The following is a 19,823-nucleotide window of genomic DNA, read 5'->3' on the forward strand; positions in this document are numbered from 1 at the left end:
ATGGCATGCCGGAACCGGGAATGATGACTTCAACAACGCATGTGCCGGCTATTGCCGTCAACGGCATACGCAAGGCGTTTGGCGCGACGGTCGCGCTTGACGACGTCTCCTTCGCGATCTCGCCTGGCAGCGTGCACGCGTTGCTGGGTGAGAACGGCGCCGGCAAGTCGACGCTGGTCAAGCTCCTATCGGGACTGGTGCGGCCCGATCAGGGCCAGATCAGCATCCTTGGCGCGCCGGCCGCGCTCGGTTCGCCGCGCGCCGCGCATGAACGCGGGGTGCAGACGGCGTTCCAGGAGATGACGCTGGTCCGCGACCTCAGCGTTCTCGACAATATGCTGCTGCCCTATGCGCCATCCGGCCCGACCGGATTGATCAGGCGGTCGGCCGCGCGCAAGGCAGTCGGCCGGCACATTGCCGATCTCGGTTTTTCGGTCGATCTCGACGCGGAGGTGGCGACGCTCGATCTCGCGGTCCGCCAGAAGATCGAGATCGCCCGCGCCGTCTACCGGAAACCGCGCATCCTGCTGCTGGACGAGCCGACCTCGACGCTTTCGGGCGGCGACGTCGAATGGCTGGGAACGACCATCGCGCGGCTCAAAGCCGCCGGAACGACGGTCGTGTTCATCACCCATCGCATGCGCGAAGTGCGGGCCTTCTGCGATACCTTGACCATCCTTCGGAATGGCCGCCACATCATCACCGCACCGGTGGCCGACATGTCGGACGAGGATGTGATCGAGAAGATCATCGGCCGCGCTCTCGCGCAGACCTTTCCGCCAAAGCCTGAGGGCGCGGCAGTCTTCGGTCCGCCGGTGCTCGGCGTGCGCGACCTCAAGGCGGGCAGAAAACTCGATGGCGCCAGTTTCGATTTGCGCAGGGGCGAAATCCTCGGCATCGCCGGACTTCAGGGCATGGGCCAGCTGGACCTGTTCCTCGCCTGCTTCGGCATGGCCGAGATCGAACGCGGCCACGTCATGGTCGACGGCCGCAAAGTGTGGCTCGGCTCGCCGGCCGATGCGCTGAGGCCCAACATGGCGATCGGGCTGGTGCCGGAGGATCGCAAGACCGAAGGTCTGTTCCTGAAATTGTCGGGCCGGCAGAATGCATCCCTGCCGGTGGTCGGCCGCTTCACCCGGCTCGGCTTGATCCGCGAGGAGGAGGAAGCACGCGCCGTGCAGGCGGCCTTCTCGACGGTCGAGGTGGACAAGCGTGCGCTGTGGACAAGGGCCGGCGCCTTTTCCGGCGGCAACCAGCAGAAGATCGCCATCGCCAAATGGCTGGTCGCCGAAAGCCGCATCCTGCTGCTCTTCGATCCGACCCGCGGCATCGATGTGGGCACCAAGCATGAGCTTTACGTGATGATGCGCGACTACGTGGCGGCCGGCGGCTCGATCCTGCTGCATTCGACCGAAATTCCCGAACTCGTCCATCAATGCGACCGCGTGCTCGTTCTCTATGACGGACGGCTGGTGGCCGAGCTCGCCGGCGACGAGATCACCGAGAGCGCGATCATGCGGCCGGCGCTGGGACACGACGGCAATATCCTGGAGGCGGCACAGTGAGCGCGGTCGGTTCGACGGCAACCGGACAGGCCGGATCCCTGGTGCGCCTCCTGGCGCGGCATCGCGGCGCCATCATCGCGGCGATCGTCTTTGCAGTGCTGCTCGTCGTCGTCGACCTGATCAGCGCCGGGCGGCTTACCTATTTCGACATTTCGTTCCTGTCGAGCGGCGGCGCCACCTCGGCGCTGGCGGCGATGGGCCAGACCATCGTCATCCTGTCCGGCGGTTTCGACCTGTCGGCGGGCGCCGTGGTTTCGCTGGTCAATGTGGTGCTGGCCACGTCGATGGATCCGATGGCGACCGGAGCGAGCGTCTGGCTGTGGACGATGGCCGGCATTGGCGTCGGCATGCTCGTCGGGGCGTTCAACGGCTTCTTCATCGCGGTGCTGCGCATGCAGCCCATCGTCGTCACGCTGTCGACCATGTTCATCTTGCAAGGCATCACACTGCTGGTCATGGACAAGCCCGGCGGCTTCGTCTCGCCCGATCTCGGCGCCTTCTATCTCGGCGATGCGATCCCGGGCTGGTTGCCCATGCCGCTGGTCGTCATCGGCATGGTCCTGCTGGCATGGTTCTGGCTGAAAGGCACGCGGTTCGGCACGGCGCTTTACGCGGTCGGCAGCGATCCAGACGCTGCGGCCGCGGTCGGCGTGCGCGTCGCTCTCGTGCGCTTCCTCGTCTATGTCATCGCCGGCGGCTGCTACGGGCTTGCCGGCGTGTTCATCAGCGCCCAGACCGGCAGCGGCGATCCGCTGGTCGGCAATCCGCTGCTGTTGTCGATGTTCGCCGCCGTCGTGGTCGGCGGCACGCGGCTCGGCGGCGGGCAGGGTGGTCCGTTCGGCACCGTCTTCGGCGCCTATATCCTGATGATGGTCGTCAACGTCCTGCTCGTGCTCAACGTCTCGGCCTATTATTCGACCATTGCCGAGGGCACCATCCTGATCCTTGCCGTGCTCGCGGGCTCGCTGTCGCATGGCTCCGTCCTCGCCTACCAAATCCGCGCCTTGCGCGCGCGGCTCGCCGCCTGGCGTGCCGGCATGCTGCCGTCGCAACTCGATCCCACCGACCGCAGATTGCGCATCGCTCACAAAACGCCCATTTCAGGACAGGCGCCCGGCTTTCGCGTGCGCAATGCCGAGGCGCTGCGCTACGCGCTGCCGGCCTATGTCTGCCTGGCCGTCGTCATGATCGTCACCCAGATCTGGCTCGGCCGGGCCATCTTCAATCCCAGCTACTGGAACTCGCTGTTCGTGCTGTCGAGTTTCCTTGCCGTGCTTGCGCTCGGGCAGGGCAGCGTCATCCTCACAGGCGGGCTCGACTTGTCGGTGCCGTGGACGATCGGCCTGTCGGGCATCCTCCTTGCCGGCATGGTCAACGGATCGGACGCGGCACTCGCCTATGCGCTGCCGGTGGTGCTCGCCATCGCCTGTCTTATCGGACTGGCGAACGGCATCGGCATCGTTTTCCTCGGCATCTCGCCGATCGTCATGACGCTCGCCACCAACGGCATCTTGCAAGGTTTCGCGCTTCTCTATTCGCAAGGCACGCCGGCCGGCTTCTCCTCGCCCATGCTGCGCTGGTTCATGACCGGCAAGCTATGGGTGGTGACGCCGGTCGTGCCGTTCATGGTCGTCTTCGTGGCCCTTGCGGTGCTGCTGCTCGGCCGCACCGCCTTCGGCCGGAAGGTCTACGGCATTGGCAACAGCCCGCGCGCGGCCCAGCTTTCGGGCATCGCCGTCGGACGGACGCTGATCTTCGTCTATATGCTGTCGGCATTGTGCGCGGCCATCGTCGGCGTCATGCTGACCGGCTTTTCCGGCCAGGCCAGCCTCGGCATGGGCGACGACTATCTCCTGCCGTCCATCGCCGTTGTCGTGGTCGGGGGCGCGCTGATCACCGGCGGGCGCGGCCACTATCTCGGCATGCTCGGCGGCGTGCTGCTTTTGACGGCGCTGCAGATGCTTCTGGCCGGCACGACGCTGCCCTACGCCACACGGGCGATCCTGTTCGGGCTGGTGGTGCTCGGCGCCGTCATGGCGCTGCGCGAAAGACGCATACAATGAAGGGAATGGAATCATGAGCACGAGCGCACCCAAATCGCCCGACGAATTCCTGGCGGGGCTCAAAGGGCAACGTGTCCTGGTCACGGCGGGCGCCGGCGGCATTGGCTTCGCCATTGCCGAAACGCTGTCGCGGCTCGGTGCGCGCATCGTCGTCTGCGATGTGTCCGACGAAGCCCTGGCGGCCGCCCCCAAGAAGATGGCGCTCGTCGCAGCGGTCAAGGCCGACGTGTCGCGCGACGACGATGTCGACCGGCTGTTCGAGGCGGTGGAGGAGAAACTCGGCGGCCTCGACGCACTGATCAACAATGCCGGCATCGCCGGGCCGACCGGCGGCGTCGACGAAATCGATCCGGCCGACTGGAGGCGCTGTCTCGACATCGGCCTGACCGGCCAGTTCCTGTGCGCACGGCGCGCCGTGCCGCTCATCAAGGGGGCCGGCGGCGGTTCGATCGTCTCGATGTCGTCGGCGGCCGGCCGCCACGGCTATGCGTTCCGCACGCCCTATTCGGCGGCCAAATTCGGCGTCATCGGCTTCACGCAGAGCCTTGCCAAGGAGCTTGGGCCGCACGGGATCAGGGTCAACGCCATCCTGCCGGGCATCATAGAGGGGCCGCGCATCGAGAGCGTTATCTCGGCACGCGCCAAACAGGTCGGCATCAGCCATCAGGAGATGACCGAACGCTATTTGCAGAACATCTCGTTGCGCCGCATGACCAGCCCGTACGACGTGGCTTCGATGGTCGCATTCCTGCTGTCCGACGCGGGCATCAACATTTCAGGCCAGTCGCTCGGCGTCGACGGCAACGTCGAAACGCTTTGAGGAGCAAGCCATGGCCAGGGTTGCAATTGTCGGAAGCGGGTTCATCGGACGGGCATGGGCGATCAGCTTCGCGCGCGCCGGCCATGATGTGCGCATGTGGGACCAGTCGCCGGTCGCGGCAGGCGGCGCGCGCGACTACATAGAAGGCGTGCTCGGCGATCTCGCTTCGAATGATCTGCTGCGCGGACAGACCGCGCACGCGGTGCTCGAGCGCATCGTCGTCATGGGAGACTTGGACGCGGCTCTGGCCGGCGCCGTGCATATCCAGGAGAACACACCGGAAAATCTCGAAGTGAAGCGCGAGGTGTTTTCGCGGATCGATTCCCTCTCTGATCCGCAGGCGGTGATCGCCAGCTCCACCTCGGCGCTGCTGCCGTCGAAATTCACCGATCATCTCCCGGGGCGGCACCGCTGCCTGGTCGTGCATCCGATCAACCCGCCCTACCTCATTCCGGCGGCGGAGGTGGTGCCGGCGCCGTGGACGTCTGCCGAGACGCTCGAAAGGACGCGCGCCTTCCTCCTCGATGCCGGCCACGCGCCGCTGGTGATGAAGCGCGAGCTCGACGGCTTCATCATGAACCGGCTGCAAGGGGCGCTGCTCGAGGAAGCTTTCCGGCTTGTCGCCGACGGCTATGCCAGCGTCGAGGACGTCGATATCGGCATCCGTGATGGCTTGGCGCTGCGCTGGTCGTTCATGGGGCCCTTCGAGACCATCGATCTCAACGCGCCGGGCGGCGTGCGCGACTATGCCGAGCGCTACCAGGGCATCTATTCCAATATTTTCCCGCAGATGCTGCGTCGCGTCGACTGGGCGGGCGAGGTGATGGAAACCGTCGAGTCCGAGCGCAGCAGGCGCTTGCCCAGGGAGAAACTGGGCGATCGGCAGGTATGGCGGGATCGCCGGCTGATGGCGCTGGCGGCGCACAAGAAGAAATCGGATCAGGAGTTCGGACAATGAAAGAAACCAGCCGCAAGCCCGGCGCCACGGCGGCCAGGGGCAAGGTCATCATCACCTGCGCGGTGACGGGGGCGATCCACACGCCGACCATGTCGCCCTATTTGCCGATCACGCCGGACCAGATCGCCTCGGAGGCGATCGCCGCCGCGGAAGCCGGCGCCGCGATCCTGCATCTGCATGCCCGCGATCCGGAGACCGGCAAGCCCGACCAGACGCCGGAGGCCTTTGCCCGTTTCCTGCCGCGCGTCAAGCAAGGCACCAACGCCGCCATCAACATCACCACCGGCGGCAGCCCCTACATGAAGGTCGAGGAGCGGGTGCGCCCGGCCGCCCAGTTCAAGCCGGAGGTAGCCTCGCTCAATATGGGCTCGATCAATTTCGGGCTCTATCACCTCGCCGACAAATACGAGACCTTCAAGTTCGACTGGGAAAAGCCGCATCTGGAAGCGACGCGCGACCTCGTCTTCCGCAACTCGTTCAAGGACATCGAGTACATTCTCGCGACTTGCTACGACAACGGCACGCGGTTCGAGTTCGAGTGCTATGACATTGCGCATCTCTACAATCTCTCCCACTTCGCCGACCGTGGGCTGGTGAAACCGCCCTTCTTCGTGCAGTCGGTGTTCGGCCTGCTGGGCGGCATCGGCACGCATCCGGAGGATGTCGCGCATATGAAGCGCACGGCGGACCGGCTGTTCGGGGACCAGTTCCGGTGGTCGGTGCTCGGCGCCGGCGCCAGCCAGTTGCGTATCGCCGCGCAATCGGCGGCCCTCGGCGGCAATATTCGCGTCGGGCTGGAGGACAGCCTGTGGGCCGGCAGGGGCAAGCTTGCCAAGTCGAATGCCGAGCAGGTCGTGCTGGCGCGCAAGATCATTGAGGGGCTCGGCATGGAGGTGGCGACGCCGGACGAAGCGCGCGAGATCCTATCGCTGAAGGGCGGCGACAAGGTCGCTTTCTGACGCAGCCAATCGCCGCGCGAGCAAAGAGGAGGACGGCATGAAGATCGAAGTCGTGGTGGACGTGAAGACCACGCTTGGCGAGGGACCGCTCTGGGACGTCGAGCAGGAGCGTCTCTACTGGATCGACAGTTTCGACGGGCGCGTCTTCCGCGCGACCGCCGACGGGCGCGAGATCCGCTCCTGGGACGTGCCGATGAAGATAGGCTCGATGGCGCTGCGCAAGGATGGCGGCGGCGCTGTCGTCTCGTTGCAGCGCGGTTTCCATCTGCTCGATTTCGCCACCGGCGAGGTGACGCCGATCCATGATCCGGAGCCGGACAAGCCAATGAACCGTCTCAACGACGGCAAGGTCGACCGGCGCGGCCGCTTCTTCGCCGGCTCGATGGACACGATGGAAGAGGGGCCCTCCGGCGGCCTTTACAGGCTCGATCCGGATTTCTCCGTCACCAGGATCGATTCCGGCATCATCTGCTCCAACGGTCCATGCTGGAGCCCCGACGACCGCACCTTCTATTTCGCCGACACCTGGACCGGCGAGATCTGGGCCTATGATTACGACATCGAGACCGGTACGGCCAGCAACCGCCGCACCTTCGTTCGCGTCGATACCAGCCGCGGTGGTGCCGCCGACGGCTCGACCGTCGATGCCGAAGGCTGTCTGTGGAATGCGCTGGTCTATGACGGCCGCCTGGTGCGCTACGCGCCGGACGGCAGCATAGACCGTATCATCGACATGCCGGTGAAGAAGATCACCAGCGCCATGTTCGGCGGACCGAAGCTCGACACGCTCTACGTCACCTCGATGGCCAAGCCGCCGCTGCCGCGTTTTCCCGGCGATGGCGTGCTGCGCGGCAGCCTGTTCGCCATCACCGGCCTTGGCGTGACCGGAGTTCCCGAGCCGAGGTTTGGTGGCTGACGGGCGGCCTCTTAGAGCAGTTCACCGTTTCATGGAAACGGCGAACCGCTCTATCTCTTTGTTTTTGCGCAATTCCATAGGGAAAGCGCTACGCGCTTTTCCCGGGAAAACCGTACACACTTTTCCTGGAATTGCTCTCGCCGCTCCTCCCGGACGTCTTCCGCAAACTTCCTGCCGCTCGCAGTCAGCTAAAAACTATCGGCACCATTTCTCCACCGCTAAGGCGATGGCCTTCGTGCAGTCGACGAGATCTCGCACCGAAACGCGCTCGTTCGGCTGATGCGCCTGCGCCGGATCGCCAGGACCGAAGTTGACGGTCGGGGTGTTGCCCAGGCCGGTCGGCAGGCCGATGTCGCTGTGTGCGCCGAAGCCGCTCAGGGCCGGCGACAGGTCGGCTGCTTTGACGGCCTCCTGGAACAGGCCGACAAAGGGGTTGTCCGACGGGATCTCGGCGCAATCGGCATCGAGGATCCATTCGACACGGGCAGGGTGCTTTCGCAGATAAGGATCCGCCTGGCAGACATTGGCGATGTGCTCTTCGATTTCGCGTTTGACATTGCCGCCCAGCCTGAACTCGTCATGCTCGCTCGGCAGATACTGTGCGTCGATGATGATCTCGCCGCGTCCTGCCATGGAGGATGGATGTTCGCCGGCATTGATCTGGGTGACGATGATCTGGTTGGGCAGGTCCATCAGCGGGTGGTTCTTCCTGGGATCGAACATCCAGCGCCGGTTGAGGATGTCGATGCCGTCGAGGATCTGCCGGCAAAGCTGGACGGCGTCGACCGGGCCGCTCGAATACCAGGCGTTCGGCGTCAGTTCGGCATGGCCGCCTATGCCGTCGATGATGATCTTGCCCCACAGAATGCCGTGACAAAGCGGTGCGATCCTGTTCGCCGTCGGTTCCGTCATGATGCCGGCGTCGGCGCGAAAGCCGCGATCAACCATGGCGAGCGACCCCATGCCGCCGATTTCCTCGTCGACGACGGTGGTGAAGACGACGTCGCCGGAGAGGGAAACGTCGAGTTCCTTCAGGATTTCGACCGCCATCAGCATGCAGGCGACGCCGCCCTTCATGTCGACCGTGCCGCGACCGTGCAGGAATCCATCCTTCAGGACAGGCTGGAAGGGATCGGTGGTCCAGTGCCCGGCGGCGCCCGGCGGCACGACGTCGATATGGCCGGTCAGCATGATGGACCGCCCGCCGCCGGTGCCTTTCAAAACGCCGCCGAGATTGGGCCGACCCTCGAACGTCCTGCCCTTGTTGGCGCCGGCACGTCCCTTGTATTTTTCGTAGAGCGCCGGGCCGTCCGGATCCCAGAGATCGGTCGAGAAGCCGAGCGCCTCAAGGCGCTTTTGCAGGTAGAGCTGACAATCGCGCTCGCCCGGGCCGGCCTCCTTCGGATTCGATTTCACGATCGAAGGGAAGGCGACGAGATCGCTCAGCGTCTTCACGATGCGCTCGGCGGCTGCCTCGACGCGCGCGGCGATGGTCTCTTCCATGGAAGGCATTGTTATCTCCAACGTTGGGAAAGTCGGTCGGCGAGAAGGACGAAAACCAGAAGGGCGCCGACAATCCCCACCTGCCAGACCGTGTTGATGTTCAATTGCAAAAGGCCGGTCTTCAACGTGACCAGCAGCAGGACGGCCGCGAACACGCCGCCGACGCCACCGCGCCCGCCAGTGATGACGATGCCTCCCAGCATGGCCGCGGTCAGCGATTCCAGTTCGAGGTTCTGGCCGATATTGGGCCTGCCGCTGCCGAGCCAGGCGAGAGAGACGAGGCCGGCCGCACCGGCAAGCGCGCCGCTCAGCACATAAAGGATGAAGCGCACGCGATCGACCGGGATGCCGACCAGTTTGGCCGAACGTTCATTGAAGCCCATGGCGTAGATCCAGCGCCCCCAGGCCGTCGAGAGCAGCACGAGACCGGCAAGCGCGAAGCAGGGGACGGCGAGCGTAAGGAAAGGCACGGGGATGCCCATGATCGCACCGCGCCCCCAAACTAGCAGCCAGGCAGGCACGCCGGACTGGGCCGCGCCGCCGGTGACCGCAAGCGCCAGGCCGGAATACACGAAAAATGTTCCCAGCGTCGCGATGAAGGGGAGAAGGGCGAGCCCGTTCACCAGCCATCCGTTCAAGGCGCCGAGCATAGCGCCAGCCAGGATGCAGACGACCGGCAACAGAAGGGGTGGCAACCCCAGCTTCAGGGAAAGCATGGCAACGATCGCCGAGAGCGAAACGGCGCCGCCAACGGACAGGTCGATGCCCGCGCCCCCGGCCAGGACGACCAGCGCCTGTCCAAGGCCGACCAGGGCCAGGATCGTCGAAAATTGCAAAATCGTGGTGACGGTGCCGAGATTGAAGACCGAAGGCTTGAGCGCCAGCAGGCCGACAATAACGACCAGCCAAAGGCCGCACAGCAGAGCCAAAGTGAGGGCGGGGCCCTGCAGGTTCCGGATCCTGTTCATGCGCGGGCTCGCAGGAATTGGGCAAGCGGCAGCCGGTTGGAGACGGCTTCGAAGCCGAGCACGCCGATGATGAGAACGCCGGTAACCACAGGCTGCCAAAGCGAGGGGACGCCGATCAGAAGCAATCCATTCTGGAGAATTCTCAGAAGCAGTACGCCGAAGACCGTGCCGATCAAGCTGCATCTGCCGCCCAATATGCTCGTGCCGCCGAGAATGACCGCGGCGATCGCATCGAGCGCCAGCGTGCTGCCGATCGTCATCTCCACATTGCGGTAGGTGGCGACGTAAAACGTGGCGGCAATGCCAGTCAGGACGCCACTGATGACGAAGGTCATGAAGCGTACCTTGACTACGGGGATTCCGGACAGCCGCGCCTTTTCCTCGGAATTGCCGATCGCGAGCAGATGCGGGCCGTAGGGGGTTCGCCGCAATGCCAGCCAGACGACCAGATAGGCGATGGCAATGACGATGGCTGGGACCGGAATGCCGAGTACGGTGGTTGCCAGAACATTGGTAAGGCTCGAGGGCAGGCCCGAGAGCCACTGCCCGCCGAGAAGGACAAAGACGGCGGTGCGGTAGACGCCAAGCAGGCCGAGCGTTCCCACGATTGCCGGAACGCGACCGAGGACGACGACGGTGGCCGTCACGCAGCCGAGCAGCGCACCGACCACCGGGCCAGCGATGAGCGCCAGCAGCGGATTGCCGTCGGCGCCAAGCACGCGGCCGATCGCTATTGCCGCCAGACCCATGACGATGCCGATCGAGACGTCGATGCCGCCCATGGCCAGCAGCAAGGTCATGCCAAGGCCGATCAGCAGCAGTTCGACGCTGTTGCGCAGGACGGTCGCCGCATTGCCTGGCGTCGCGTAGTGGGGCGATGCGACAGAAAAGATGACGATCGCCAGGAGACAGGCGGCAAGCAAGGACCACTCCCGCCCGTTCATGGCCAAAACGCCGTTTCCAAACTGTCGCACCGTGTTCATCCCAAGGCTCAGAAGTTGAACTTGTCGACATTGTCCTTGGTGAAGACCGCCGGCGGCCCGAGCAGCAGGATGCCCTTGGCGGCATCATAGGTGGCGGGCTTTTCGAGACCGGCGATCTTGTTTTCCGCTTCGAAGCTCTTGCCGTCGATCAACTGCTTGCCGGCCCAGACCGTGAGATAGCCCAGCTGTTCGGGATCCCACAGCACGGTGAAGCCGAAGGCGCCGCTCTTCAGGTAGGATCGCGCCGTGTTCGGGCTGCAATAGCCCGTGCCTATGACGGAGCCGATCTTACCGGCGGTTTCGATGGCCTGGGCGACGCCCGGACAGGTCGAGGATGCGACGGCGATGATGGCCTTGATGTCGGGATTGGCGGCCATGAGATCGCCTGATATCTGCGCGGCGCGCTCGGCCGTGCCGCCGGCGAATTGCGGAGCGAGCAGTTTCAGCTTCGGATATTTGGCGGTGGCCTCTTTCTGCATGAAGCCGATCCAGGCGTTGAGATTGGACGCCGTCGCCTCGCCGGAGACGATGCCGATCGTGGCGTCCTCGCCGACGCGCTTCACCAACTCATCGATGATCGTCGTGCCGAGCCCTTCGTCGGTCGCCTGCGCCACATAGACGGCACGGCCGCTGTCGGGTGCATCGCTGTCGCTGGTGAAAAGCTTGATGCCCTTGGCCTTGGCGCTCTCGACGACGGGCGCGATGCTGGACGCATCCAGCACGCTGACCGAGATCGCCTGGACACCCTGGTCGATCAGGTTCTGCACGATCTGCAACTGATCGACCGGGTTGGTGTCGACGGGGCCGGAATAGATGAAATCGACGCCCAGGTCCTTCGCGGCGCGATTGCCGCCGGCTTCCATGGCATTGAAATAGGGTATGCCGATCAATTGCGGGACGAAGGCGACCTTGGGCTTGTCGGCGGCATGCGCCGCCGTGGCGACCACGAGTGACAGCACGGAAACGGCGAGCGCTTTTTTGAGTTGAGAAAGCATTGGTTTATCCTCTCTGGAATGGACGTGCATTTCAGTTTGATTTTTCAAGCGCCCGCACGTCGGGATGAGCGCCTGTTATGAGCGAAACGACTTCCTCGTGATTGGTCTCGGCCGCCAGCCGTTCGGCCACCTTGCGGCCGCGCCGGAACACCACGATGCGGTCGGCAACCTCGAACACTTCGGAAATGTTGTGGCTGATGAGGACGACGGCACAACCGCGCGCGGCAAGCCGCCGCGTCAGTGCCAGAACCTTGCGGGTTTCGGCGACGGCAAGAGCCGCCGTCGGCTCGTCCATGATGACCAGCCTGGCATTCAGATTGAGGGCCCGGCAGATGGCCACGGCTTGGCGCTGACCGCCGGACAGGCTGCCGACGGGTGCTTCCGGATCGGAAATATGCGCGTCGAGCTCTTTCAGCAGGCCGTCGACGCGCTGGCGCATTTCCTTGCGCTTCAGGAAGGGAATACCCAAAATGGAGCGTTTCAATTCGCGGCCGAGAAAGACGTTTTCGGCAATCGACAGGTTTTCCGAGAGCGCCAGTTCCTGAAAGATCGTCGCGATCCCCGACGACGCCGCATCCTTGGGCGAGGAGAAAGCCACCGGATTGCCCTCGATGAGAAGCTTTCCATCGCTGGGCGGATGGGCGCCCGCCAGGATCTTGATGAAGGTGGATTTGCCGGCGCCGTTGTCGCCGAGAAGCGCCAGCACCTCGCCAGAGCGGATCTCCAGGTCGACATTGGCAAGCGCGGTCAGAGCGCCGAAGCGCTTGGCGATATTTCTGGCGACAAGAAACGGTTCTGTCATGGCGGTTCCCCGGCGGTTGCTGGTCGGCTAGACGGCCTTGCTGACCCAGCGCAGCACGTTGGTCCAAAGACGCGCATAGCCCGGCCATTCCACGAAGCTGTTGGGCAGCCAATGCGGGCCGATATCCGACGTCCAGGCCAGCGTGCGGCCCTGGCCATGGCGGCCGGTGACCAGCAGCGGATGACCGCCGTGATCCTGCGGCAACCGTGCGAGGATTTCGACGTCATCGCGATCGCGAGCGACGACCTCGTTGGCGCCGAGCAGCAGCGGCCATTCGCCTTCGATGCCGGCAAAGATCGGGTGATCCTTGGGACCGGTGATTTCAGGCCGGAACCCTTCGGGAATCTCGAGCCGGTCGTCATAGGGGAGGCAGGTTACCGGCAGCGCCTCCTCGACGGCCGTGCGGTGCCAGCGCGCCTTGCCGTCGATGCCCTGGAAAGAGAAATAGCCGCCGATCATGACCATGCCACCACCGGCCTGCGTCCAGTCGCGCAGAAGCTTGAGCCGGTTGGGCACTGTCTTGCCGTGCAGCCAGACATCGGGGTGAAGCAGCAGCGAGTTCGCGCCGATGTCGGAGAGGATGATGGCCTTGTATTGCGACAGGCCCTCCGTGGTGAAAGGCAGCTTTTCGACGGCTTCATGGGCCGGCATGTAGTCGAGGTCGAATTCGCTGCTCTTCAAGGCATCGACCAGCGGCGTCGCGCCCAGGTGAAAGGTGACGCTGCCGAACTGATCGAACCCCTTGTAGTGGGTCGCCGAACTCATCCAGCTCTCGCCGACCAGAAGCACTCTTGTTTTCGCCATGACCAATACTCTCCTGGGTTCCCGTAAGTTGTTGGTTCAGCTTGCCAACATGGCGTTGTTCGCCAAGGCGGCGGCCTTCAAAGTCGCGAAATCCGCGATGTAGCCCTGTGCGCCTTCGACCGTGGTCGTCAGGCTCGCGCCGATCGCCGCATGGCGGGCGGCGTCGTCCAGCGACGCACCATGCAGCCAGAGGCTTAGGAATATGCCGGCGAAGCTGTCGCCGGCGCCCGTCGCATCGACGCGGTCGACAGGCAGTGCCGGCACCTCGATCTGCGGTCCGCCATTCGCCGGAAAGACGACCGCGCCAAACTCGCCGAGAGTGAGCACGACCGTTCCGCGCGGCTTGATGCGTGCCAGCATCAGCCGCACCTCTTCGATCATCGTCGCCATCCTGGAGCGAAAGTCGAAAATCTCCCGCATCATCACATCGTTGATGAAGGTCAGGTCGATGTGCCGGACCATCTGCGTGAAGGTTTCAGGCGTGCGTGCGCTCTTGGGCAGGCCGGCCGAATGCAGGCTCACCCTCCAGCCGGCCTGATGAAAGCGCGCGATGGAAGCGGTCATCGTTTCGTAGTGGAAGCCTTCGATGTGAAGACAGGCCGGGCGCGGCTCGGGCTGGATGTCCAGATTGGCGGTCAGATCGATCTCGCCGAGTTCGAACGGTTCACTGATGATCGTGCGGCTACCATTGCGCTCGATGATCACGATGGCTTGCGAAAGGCGGTTGTTGGGCGTGTTGCGGATCGGCAATGCGTGGACGCCCAGTTTGGAAAGCGCGCCGAGCGCCCAGTCACTCTCCGGGTCTTCACCGACCGCCGTCGCCAGTTCCACGTCGAGAGCGTAGGGCGCCCCAACACCGGCGGCGGCAACCGCGAGATTGGCCGCGGGCCCGCCCAGCGCCTTCTCGATATGACTGGCTGTGATGCGGTCGTCGCGATGCGGCAGGACGTCCACGCGGCAGAGAAAGTCGACACTGACCCGGCCCGCGACTAGGAGCCTCGGCAGATGATCGAGATTCTTCGGCCTGTGGGGCGCGCGGCCCGGCAGCGAACGCGCAAACGAACTCGGCCGGTACATCAGCGTGGCGATCGCCTTTTCAATGCGTTCGCGCGTGGCCTCCTTCAGGCCGGCAGTCCCGTTGATGAAGTTCGACACCGTTCCGATGGAGACACCGGCCGCGCGTGCGACATCCGCTATGGTTGGGCGCTTGCGTTGCAATGGTTGGCTCCGATTGAAGCGTTTCAAACGGTATCAACGGAAATGCCGCCCCTCAACGGAATTATCTTCTAAAAAGGTCTGGAATTTGCAGAGAAACTTGGAAAACTATGGCGATGTGGCCCCCAATTGCGGGTCATTCGTTCCAGAATTGAACGTTTTTCAATTCTTAAGCCGAAAGACTGCGTCGGCGAATTGCCTGCTTTCATTCGGATAGCTTCGCCGAGCCGATGATCTAGATCAGCAGCAAGCCCTTCATGCTGGAATAGCCCTTGCGACCGATGATGATGTGGTCGTGCACGGAAATGCCCAGCCGCTTGGCAGCGTCGATGATCTCTTTGGTCATGTCGATATCGGCACGTGATGGCGTCGGATCGCCCGACGGGTGGTTGTGCACCAGGATGATCGCCGTCGCCGACAGTTCGAGCGCGCGCTTGACCACCTCACGCGGATAGACGGGCGTATGGTCAACGGTGCCGGTCTGCTGCACCTCGTCGGCAATCAGCGTGTTCTTCTTGTCGAGGAACAGGATGCGGAACTGCTCGCGCGCCTCGAAGGCCATGGCTGACCGGCAATAGTCGAGAAGCTGCTGCCAAGAGGAGAGGATTTCGCGGCCATGGACCTCGCTGCGCGCCATGCGCTGGGCCGTCGCCGCAATGACCTTCAGGTCGAGCGCTACCGCCGGGCCCACGCCCTTGACCTCCTGGAGGAGGCCGACGGGCGCGCCAAGCACCTCGGCCAGGGTACCGAAGCGGGAGAGCAGCGCCTTGGCGACCGGCTTGGTGTCGGCGCGCGGGATCAGGCGGAAGAGCAGGAGTTCCAGAAGCTCATAGTCGGGCAGGGCGTCGGGACCTGCCGAGGCGAAGCGTTCGCGCAAACGGTCGCGATGGCCGAGATAATGCGGCTTCTCCTCGATCCCCTTGGTCTTCGCGGCAGGCCCGGCTGTCCCAGGAGAGTGCATGGTCGCGGAAAGCTGCGCAGGCTTTTCTGCAAAGAAACTGCGCTCGTCGTCGTCACCTGACATCTCGTCTGCCCCCAGCTCCCCGACCGCGAGCGCCGGGAGAACGAAACATTAGGCTGGCAGGCCGGGGCGGTCGAGCTTTTTGGGGGAGAGCGTGAAGATCTCGCAGCCGGTGTCAGTCACGCCGATCGTGTGTTCGTATTGCGCCGACAGCGAGCGGTCGCGTGTCACCGCGGTCCAGCCGTCCGACAGGACTTTCACATGCGGCCGGCCGAGGTTGATCATCGGCTCGACGGTGAAGATCATGCCGGGCCGCATCTCGACGCCCTCATTGGCGCTGCCATAATGCAGGATATTGGGCGCGTCGTGGAACAACTGGCCGACGCCGTGGCCGCAGAAGTCGCGCACCACCGAGCAGCGCTCGCCCTCGGCATAGCTCTGGATGGCCGCGCCAATGGCGCCGGTGCGGGCGCCAGGCCTGATCGCGGCAATGCCGCGCATCAGGCATTCATGGGTGACTTCGAGCAGGCGTTCCGCCGCGCGTTTTATGGTGCCGACGGGGTACATGCGCGAGGAATCGCCGTGCCAGCCGTCGAGGATGTAGGTGACGTCGATGTTGACGATGTCGCCATCCTTCAGCGGCTTGTTGTCGGGGATGCCATGGCAGACGACATGATTGATCGAGGTGCAGGAAGACTTGGTGTAGCCGCGGTAGTTGAGCGTCGCCGGCAGCGCGCCATGATCCATGCCGAACTCGAAAACGAAACGATCTATGGTGTCGGTGGTGACGCCGGGCGCAACCATCGGCACCAGTTCGTCGAGGCAGCGCGCCGTGAGGTCGCATGCCTTGCGCATGCCGGCAAAACCTTCCTCGCCATAGAGGCGGATCTGGCCGGTGTTTCTGAGCGGTGCCGTGGCGGCGTCGAGATAAGTGACCATTGGTGTCCGTCTTGCCGGTGTGGCTCTGCAAGGGAGCCGGCGTGAAAATCTCCCCAGATTTGGCACTTGAGGGCAAAAGGTTCAAGGAAGAACTGCCCGGACACGACCAAGCGGCAGGGATATTCGGCGCGCCCCGGTGCCCTTGACGCCCTTGTTCCTTCCCTTTCAGTCGACCGTGCGGTAGGGCGAGGGAGGTTTTTGGAGATTTCATGAGCGTCGAGCACGCCAGATTGCCTGAAGCGCCGTTGAAGGCGGCCTGCTCATTGCTGATGAGCCTTGTGCTGCTGGCGATGCTGTCGCTTGGCCGGGCGGAGGTGCCCGTCTTTGCCGGAGCAGCCTCCGGTGTCGCCAGCGCCGGCGTGGAGCGGTCCGGCGAAGCGGCGGCGCTGCTGCGCATCACCGGCAAGGCGCAGGCGCTGGAAGTTCGTTCCGGCCGGCCGGCCCTGGTTAAGTTCGCCGGCGGCCATCCGGCCCTGCCGGCTCGGGACACCGTCTTTTCCTGGTTTGTTTCGGTTCCGCCGGCAGAGGTCGTCGCCGCCGACGGGGACGCCCGCACACCGTGGGCGACTGCCAATCAGCCGCGCGCGCCGCCATCGGTTCCGGCCTGAGCGGTTTCAACCGCTCCTTCACTCTAACCACTTCCTGTTCGCGCCTCGATCCGCGCGGCGGCTTCGGTCGCGCAGCGGTGCGTAGCGCGTCATTTCCGGATTGTTTCCATGCAACGTATCAAGACACTCAAGAGCCTTTCGCGCGCGGCCTGCGCCGCCATTTTCCTTTCCGTCCAGGCGCTCATCTGTATCGGAACCGTCTACTGGGCGCTGACGGAGACGCTCGGCCTTTCGGCGACAGGGGCACTTGTCCTTGGCGGGATTTTCGCTGTGCCGTCTGCTCTCGTGCTGCTTACGGCGGTGCGCATGGCCTTCGATGCGGAGACCGATCCCGCCAACCAGTAGCCGGACCGCCAAGGCGCCCGCGTTCGACAAGGCCGGGCGCCTTGGCGCTTGCTTGCGGCGGCTGCGGCAAAACGTCCATGACCGCGGAGACGCCACATTCCTGCGGTAGCGACCGGCCAGAGCAACTTTTTACGACGGATGGCGTTGCCGCTGGTGACGACAGTTCGGGAGATGGCGGATGGACAGACTGCAATTCGAGGTGCCGGTGCGTATCGCGCCCGGACCCGGCCTGCCTGTCGAGGAGATCTACAGCGTCGAACAGGCCCTTGATTTTCTCCAGGCCTGGCCGCTGCGCCGGCAAGGCCCGATTTACCAGAAGGCCTTCAACGCCTGCTTCGGCGCCACCGTGGACGTGGTCAAGACCGAGGATGCCTGCCGGGCGTTCATGGCGTTCTGCCGGGTGACCGGGCTGATGGCCCGGGACATGATGGCGCCGCGCAAGCGCGGTGGCCAGGCGAGAGGGCTGCAAGCCTGAGGTGCGCTGCGCTCTTCGTTCTCCTGGCCGAACGGCGCATCGATGCCGATGCCATTAAGCTTCCGTTTCCACTTTCGCGGCTACGCCATGCTTGTTCGGCAATGGTTGATTCGTTGCGTCAGTCTCGTGGTTCGGAAGATGTCCCCAGAAAAAATCCGTGCATTCCCGATCGACCGTCAGGCATTCCTGGTTCGGGAGGTGGCTGCCAGGCTCGACAGTTTGCATGGCGACAGCGCCACCTCGTTCTGGAGGGCCAAGGCGACGGAGTTGTTCGATCTCGTCGTCAGGTCAGGCAGGGACAGGGCGGCGGCCAGCGACGAGGTGCGCAGGTTCTTCTTCGCCGTGCAAAAAGAGATATCGGCCGGCGCGGCCGCTGAGCCGATGCCAATTCTTTCCGCCTGAAGTGCTCCGCAAGGCGTCCCACAGCCGGTCCATGCCACCGCTAGCGGAACAGATATTTTGAAACTTCGGGGTTGCCGCGTCGCCACATGACGTTGTCAAGGAAGTAGTGGTGCACGTTGATGAAGATCAGCACTATGAAGAAGAACAGCGACGAACCCAGGACTTCCTTGTCGTAAGGGATCAAGGCAGTCAGTGCCGCCGGGATCAGCCAGAAACCGAGACCGCCGAGGACCCCGCCGGCGACGACGAACCCCAGGACTCGCGTCCTGTAGATCGGACCAAGAACGGACAGGATTCTGGAGTCCGGAACCTTTTGTGCATCGGGACCGTCACGCTCGACATTGCTTTGATAGCGCCAGACCACGGCCAGGTACTGCAGCGAATGGAGAGCCGGCACCACGAGCAGCCACAGCGGGTTTATTCTCACGACCAGGATCCAAAGATATAGGGACGCGATATAAGCGACGACGCCGTTATACGGCAGGCTGCCGCCATTTTTACTCCAGCGATTGATCAGCATCACGACGGTGGCGGCCGTGGAAGCGGCCGCGGCCGACAGCGCAATCGTGTTGAGCCACGCAGGCGTGGCAAACGTATAATATTCCAAGCCGTAATATTTTGCTTGGCTGACCGCCGTGTTCGTCTGAAGCCATGCGAACAGCCATACGGCATAGCTGTTGACCAGCAAGATTTTCTTGTCCGGATTGGTGAAGAACCTGCGCTTCAACACGGCGTCCACCATCAACATGCCGTAGCCTTGCTTGACGTAGTGCCAGCCCACGAAAAAGAACATCGCGTTGGCTGCGTTTCCGAGCAGCCGGGCGTTCGCCGTTATCGAGCCGTAAGCAAAAAACCCGACCATGAGCAGGGGAACGACAATGCCGGCGAAAATGTAGCGGATCTGGAGGCCCCTGTCGTATCCCTCGCCGCGCACCTTGCTTCCAAAATTGCGATAGAAGAGTTGGTAAGAGTGGGCGAAATGCGGATAGTTTATCAAGTAGGCCAGGAAAAACATCGCCGCCGCAACAAGGCTGTCGTATTTGGTAGGCACGAAGTACAGGGCCGGCAAAATCAGGAATGCGCTGCCGCCAAGCATGAGGAAGTCGGCCAGCGGGCCAAAGAGATATCTTTGTGGCGGCGTCGCCGCAGGAGCTCGAGCATCCGCCGAAAGGTGAACTGCCATATTAGCATCCCCCTGGGAAAGCCGATTTAACCATCGAGCCTTGCCCTCGACAAGGTCGAGGCGGCGGAATGGTCAACACGTAAAATGACGTTTCGGAAGGGGGTGTTACCCTGTCCGGCGCAATAGCTCTTGACGCCGAAAGGAGCGGAGGGGACTTCGAGTGAAGCTGGTACGCCCAAGGGGAATCGAACCCCTGTTACCGCCGTGAAAGGGCGAAAATAGACAGCTAAGAGAATGATCAGCTGTCTACTCGCGTCTACTGGCGTATAAGCTAAGTAATTGTAATTGTTATGTAGTTCATAACTCTTATCTGGGGTTGTCTTCACGCGCCCGCGGGCGTATTTCGGTACTGATTTCGG

The 19,823-nt window shown here is 63.6% G+C and carries 20 protein-coding genes and 1 tRNA gene; 10 read left to right on the plus strand and 11 right to left on the minus strand.

All coding sequences use genetic code 11. The features are described from left to right. Positions 1-23 precede the first annotated feature (23 nt). From FJ946_RS21230 to FJ946_RS21255, 6 genes are read left to right on the plus strand one after another with little or no spacing between them, the layout of a single operon-like run. Positions 24-1,565, plus strand: coding sequence for a sugar ABC transporter ATP-binding protein (locus tag FJ946_RS21230; protein ID WP_140564219.1), 1,542 nt, complete (start codon positions 24-26; stop codon positions 1,563-1,565). After that, a complete protein-coding gene (locus FJ946_RS21235; protein WP_140564085.1) occupies positions 1,562-3,628 on the plus strand; it encodes an ABC transporter permease in 2,067 nt (688 codons plus the stop codon). Before FJ946_RS21230 ends, FJ946_RS21235 begins: the two co-directional genes overlap by 4 nt. A 13-nt stretch (positions 3,629-3,641) precedes the next feature. After that, positions 3,642-4,448, plus strand: coding sequence for an SDR family oxidoreductase (locus FJ946_RS21240; RefSeq protein ID WP_140495799.1), 807 nt, complete (start codon positions 3,642-3,644; stop codon positions 4,446-4,448). 10 nt (positions 4,449-4,458) lie between these two features. Beyond that, positions 4,459-5,406 carry a 3-hydroxyacyl-CoA dehydrogenase gene (locus tag FJ946_RS21245; protein ID WP_140561497.1) on the plus strand — a complete coding sequence of 316 codons (948 nt, stop codon included), beginning with the start codon at positions 4,459-4,461 and terminating at the stop codon, positions 5,404-5,406. Next, positions 5,403-6,365 carry a 3-keto-5-aminohexanoate cleavage protein gene (locus FJ946_RS21250; RefSeq protein WP_140517090.1) on the plus strand — a complete coding sequence of 321 codons (963 nt, stop codon included), beginning with the start codon at positions 5,403-5,405 and terminating at the stop codon, positions 6,363-6,365. The genes FJ946_RS21245 and FJ946_RS21250 overlap by 4 nt, the downstream gene beginning before the upstream one ends. A 37-nt stretch (positions 6,366-6,402) precedes the next feature. After that, positions 6,403-7,281: an SMP-30/gluconolactonase/LRE family protein gene (locus FJ946_RS21255; RefSeq protein WP_140517088.1), complete on the plus strand. Its 879-nt coding sequence runs from the start codon at positions 6,403-6,405 to the stop codon at positions 7,279-7,281. A 195-nt stretch (positions 7,282-7,476) separates the two neighbouring features. On the opposite strand, the gene FJ946_RS21260 is transcribed toward FJ946_RS21255, so the two are convergent. The 9 genes from FJ946_RS21260 to map all read right to left on the minus strand — a co-directional run bounded on the left by FJ946_RS21260 (position 7,477) and on the right by map (position 16,451). Next, entirely contained in the window at positions 7,477-8,793 is a 1,317-nt protein-coding gene (locus FJ946_RS21260) for an ArgE/DapE family deacylase (protein ID WP_140521014.1), read from the minus strand. A 2-nt stretch (positions 8,794-8,795) separates the two neighbouring features. After that, positions 8,796-9,752 (minus strand): ABC transporter permease, encoded by a 957-nt coding sequence (locus tag FJ946_RS21265; protein ID WP_140561491.1) that lies wholly within the window; start codon positions 9,750-9,752, stop codon positions 8,796-8,798. After that, positions 9,749-10,675: an ABC transporter permease gene (locus FJ946_RS21270; RefSeq protein ID WP_246673037.1), complete on the minus strand. Its 927-nt coding sequence runs from the start codon at positions 10,673-10,675 to the stop codon at positions 9,749-9,751. The genes FJ946_RS21265 and FJ946_RS21270 overlap by 4 nt, the downstream gene beginning before the upstream one ends. Positions 10,676-10,743: 68 nt before the next feature. Then, positions 10,744-11,730, minus strand: coding sequence for an autoinducer 2 ABC transporter substrate-binding protein (locus FJ946_RS21275; protein ID WP_140495805.1), 987 nt, complete (start codon positions 11,728-11,730; stop codon positions 10,744-10,746). 31 nt (positions 11,731-11,761) lie between these two features. Beyond that, positions 11,762-12,532, minus strand: a complete 771-nt coding sequence (locus FJ946_RS21280; RefSeq protein ID WP_140517083.1) for an ATP-binding cassette domain-containing protein — start codon at positions 12,530-12,532, stop codon at positions 11,762-11,764. Positions 12,533-12,559: 27 nt separating this feature from the next. Next, positions 12,560-13,336, minus strand: coding sequence for a glutamine amidotransferase (locus FJ946_RS21285; RefSeq protein ID WP_140495807.1), 777 nt, complete (start codon positions 13,334-13,336; stop codon positions 12,560-12,562). Between the two features lie 36 nt (positions 13,337-13,372). Beyond that, positions 13,373-14,554, minus strand: coding sequence for a PfkB family carbohydrate kinase (locus FJ946_RS21290; RefSeq protein ID WP_140521013.1), 1,182 nt, complete (start codon positions 14,552-14,554; stop codon positions 13,373-13,375). A gap of 232 nt (positions 14,555-14,786) precedes the next feature. Further along, entirely contained in the window at positions 14,787-15,575 is a 789-nt protein-coding gene (gene radC / locus FJ946_RS21295) for a DNA repair protein RadC (protein WP_140564084.1), read from the minus strand. Positions 15,576-15,623: 48 nt separating this feature from the next. After that, the gene (gene map / locus FJ946_RS21300; protein ID WP_140517079.1) at positions 15,624-16,451 is read right to left on the minus strand and encodes a type I methionyl aminopeptidase; all 828 of its coding nucleotides are present in this window, start codon (positions 16,449-16,451) and stop codon (positions 15,624-15,626) included. 209 nt (positions 16,452-16,660) lie between these two features. On the opposite strand from map, the gene FJ946_RS21305 reads away from it, so the two are divergent. The 4 genes from FJ946_RS21305 (at position 16,661) to FJ946_RS21320 (ending at position 18,281) form a co-directional block, all read left to right on the plus strand. Continuing rightward, complete coding sequence (locus FJ946_RS21305; RefSeq protein WP_140564083.1) at positions 16,661-17,059, plus strand: hypothetical protein; 399 nt, start codon at positions 16,661-16,663, stop codon at positions 17,057-17,059. A 108-nt stretch (positions 17,060-17,167) separates the two neighbouring features. Then, a complete protein-coding gene (locus tag FJ946_RS21310) occupies positions 17,168-17,404 on the plus strand; it encodes a hypothetical protein (RefSeq protein WP_140547213.1) in 237 nt (78 codons plus the stop codon). Between the two features lie 178 nt (positions 17,405-17,582). After that, positions 17,583-17,879 carry a DUF982 domain-containing protein gene (locus tag FJ946_RS21315; RefSeq protein WP_140517077.1) on the plus strand — a complete coding sequence of 99 codons (297 nt, stop codon included), beginning with the start codon at positions 17,583-17,585 and terminating at the stop codon, positions 17,877-17,879. 138 nt (positions 17,880-18,017) lie between these two features. After that, complete coding sequence (locus tag FJ946_RS21320) at positions 18,018-18,281, plus strand: DUF6074 family protein (RefSeq protein WP_140521256.1); 264 nt, start codon at positions 18,018-18,020, stop codon at positions 18,279-18,281. 40 nt (positions 18,282-18,321) lie between these two features. Here the strand turns inward: FJ946_RS21320 and FJ946_RS21325 are convergent, their stop codons facing one another. Together FJ946_RS21325 and FJ946_RS30825 are read right to left on the minus strand one after the other, a co-directional pair. After that, positions 18,322-19,464, minus strand: a complete 1,143-nt coding sequence (locus tag FJ946_RS21325) for a hypothetical protein (RefSeq protein WP_140555339.1) — start codon at positions 19,462-19,464, stop codon at positions 18,322-18,324. A gap of 167 nt (positions 19,465-19,631) precedes the next feature. Continuing rightward, positions 19,632-19,730: transfer RNA gene (locus FJ946_RS30825), tRNA-Glu, on the minus strand. Positions 19,731-19,823: the final 93 nt, after the last annotated feature.

Source organism: Mesorhizobium sp. B2-4-7, assembly GCF_006442685.1.
In the GTDB taxonomy this organism is placed as follows: domain Bacteria; phylum Pseudomonadota; class Alphaproteobacteria; order Rhizobiales; family Rhizobiaceae; genus Mesorhizobium.

Excerpts from the sequence above, each read along its gene's own strand:
- FJ946_RS21250 (WP_140517090.1), top strand. The coding sequence starts at position 5,403 with ATGAAAGAAACCAGCCGCAAGCCCGGCGCCACGGCGGCCAGGGGCAAG.
- FJ946_RS21275 (WP_140495805.1), bottom strand. The coding sequence starts at position 11,730 with ATGCTTTCTCAACTCAAAAAAGCGCTCGCCGTTTCCGTGCTGTCACTC.
- FJ946_RS21305 (WP_140564083.1), top strand. The coding sequence starts at position 16,661 with ATGAGCGTCGAGCACGCCAGATTGCCTGAAGCGCCGTTGAAGGCGGCC.
- FJ946_RS21280 (WP_140517083.1), bottom strand. The coding sequence starts at position 12,532 with ATGACAGAACCGTTTCTTGTCGCCAGAAATATCGCCAAGCGCTTCGGC.
- map (WP_140517079.1), bottom strand. The coding sequence starts at position 16,451 with ATGGTCACTTATCTCGACGCCGCCACGGCACCGCTCAGAAACACCGGC.
- FJ946_RS21310 (WP_140547213.1), top strand. The coding sequence starts at position 17,168 with ATGCAACGTATCAAGACACTCAAGAGCCTTTCGCGCGCGGCCTGCGCC.
- radC (WP_140564084.1), bottom strand. The coding sequence starts at position 15,575 with ATGTCAGGTGACGACGACGAGCGCAGTTTCTTTGCAGAAAAGCCTGCG.
- FJ946_RS21325 (WP_140555339.1), bottom strand. The coding sequence starts at position 19,464 with ATGGCAGTTCACCTTTCGGCGGATGCTCGAGCTCCTGCGGCGACGCCG.
- FJ946_RS21230 (WP_140564219.1), top strand. The coding sequence starts at position 24 with ATGACTTCAACAACGCATGTGCCGGCTATTGCCGTCAACGGCATACGC.
- FJ946_RS21255 (WP_140517088.1), top strand. The coding sequence starts at position 6,403 with ATGAAGATCGAAGTCGTGGTGGACGTGAAGACCACGCTTGGCGAGGGA.
- FJ946_RS21260 (WP_140521014.1), bottom strand. The coding sequence starts at position 8,793 with ATGCCTTCCATGGAAGAGACCATCGCCGCGCGCGTCGAGGCAGCCGCC.
- FJ946_RS21320 (WP_140521256.1), top strand. The coding sequence starts at position 18,018 with ATGTCCCCAGAAAAAATCCGTGCATTCCCGATCGACCGTCAGGCATTC.
- FJ946_RS21315 (WP_140517077.1), top strand. The coding sequence starts at position 17,583 with ATGGACAGACTGCAATTCGAGGTGCCGGTGCGTATCGCGCCCGGACCC.
- FJ946_RS21285 (WP_140495807.1), bottom strand. The coding sequence starts at position 13,336 with ATGGCGAAAACAAGAGTGCTTCTGGTCGGCGAGAGCTGGATGAGTTCG.
- FJ946_RS21245 (WP_140561497.1), top strand. The coding sequence starts at position 4,459 with ATGGCCAGGGTTGCAATTGTCGGAAGCGGGTTCATCGGACGGGCATGG.
- FJ946_RS21265 (WP_140561491.1), bottom strand. The coding sequence starts at position 9,752 with ATGAACAGGATCCGGAACCTGCAGGGCCCCGCCCTCACTTTGGCTCTG.
- FJ946_RS21240 (WP_140495799.1), top strand. The coding sequence starts at position 3,642 with ATGAGCACGAGCGCACCCAAATCGCCCGACGAATTCCTGGCGGGGCTC.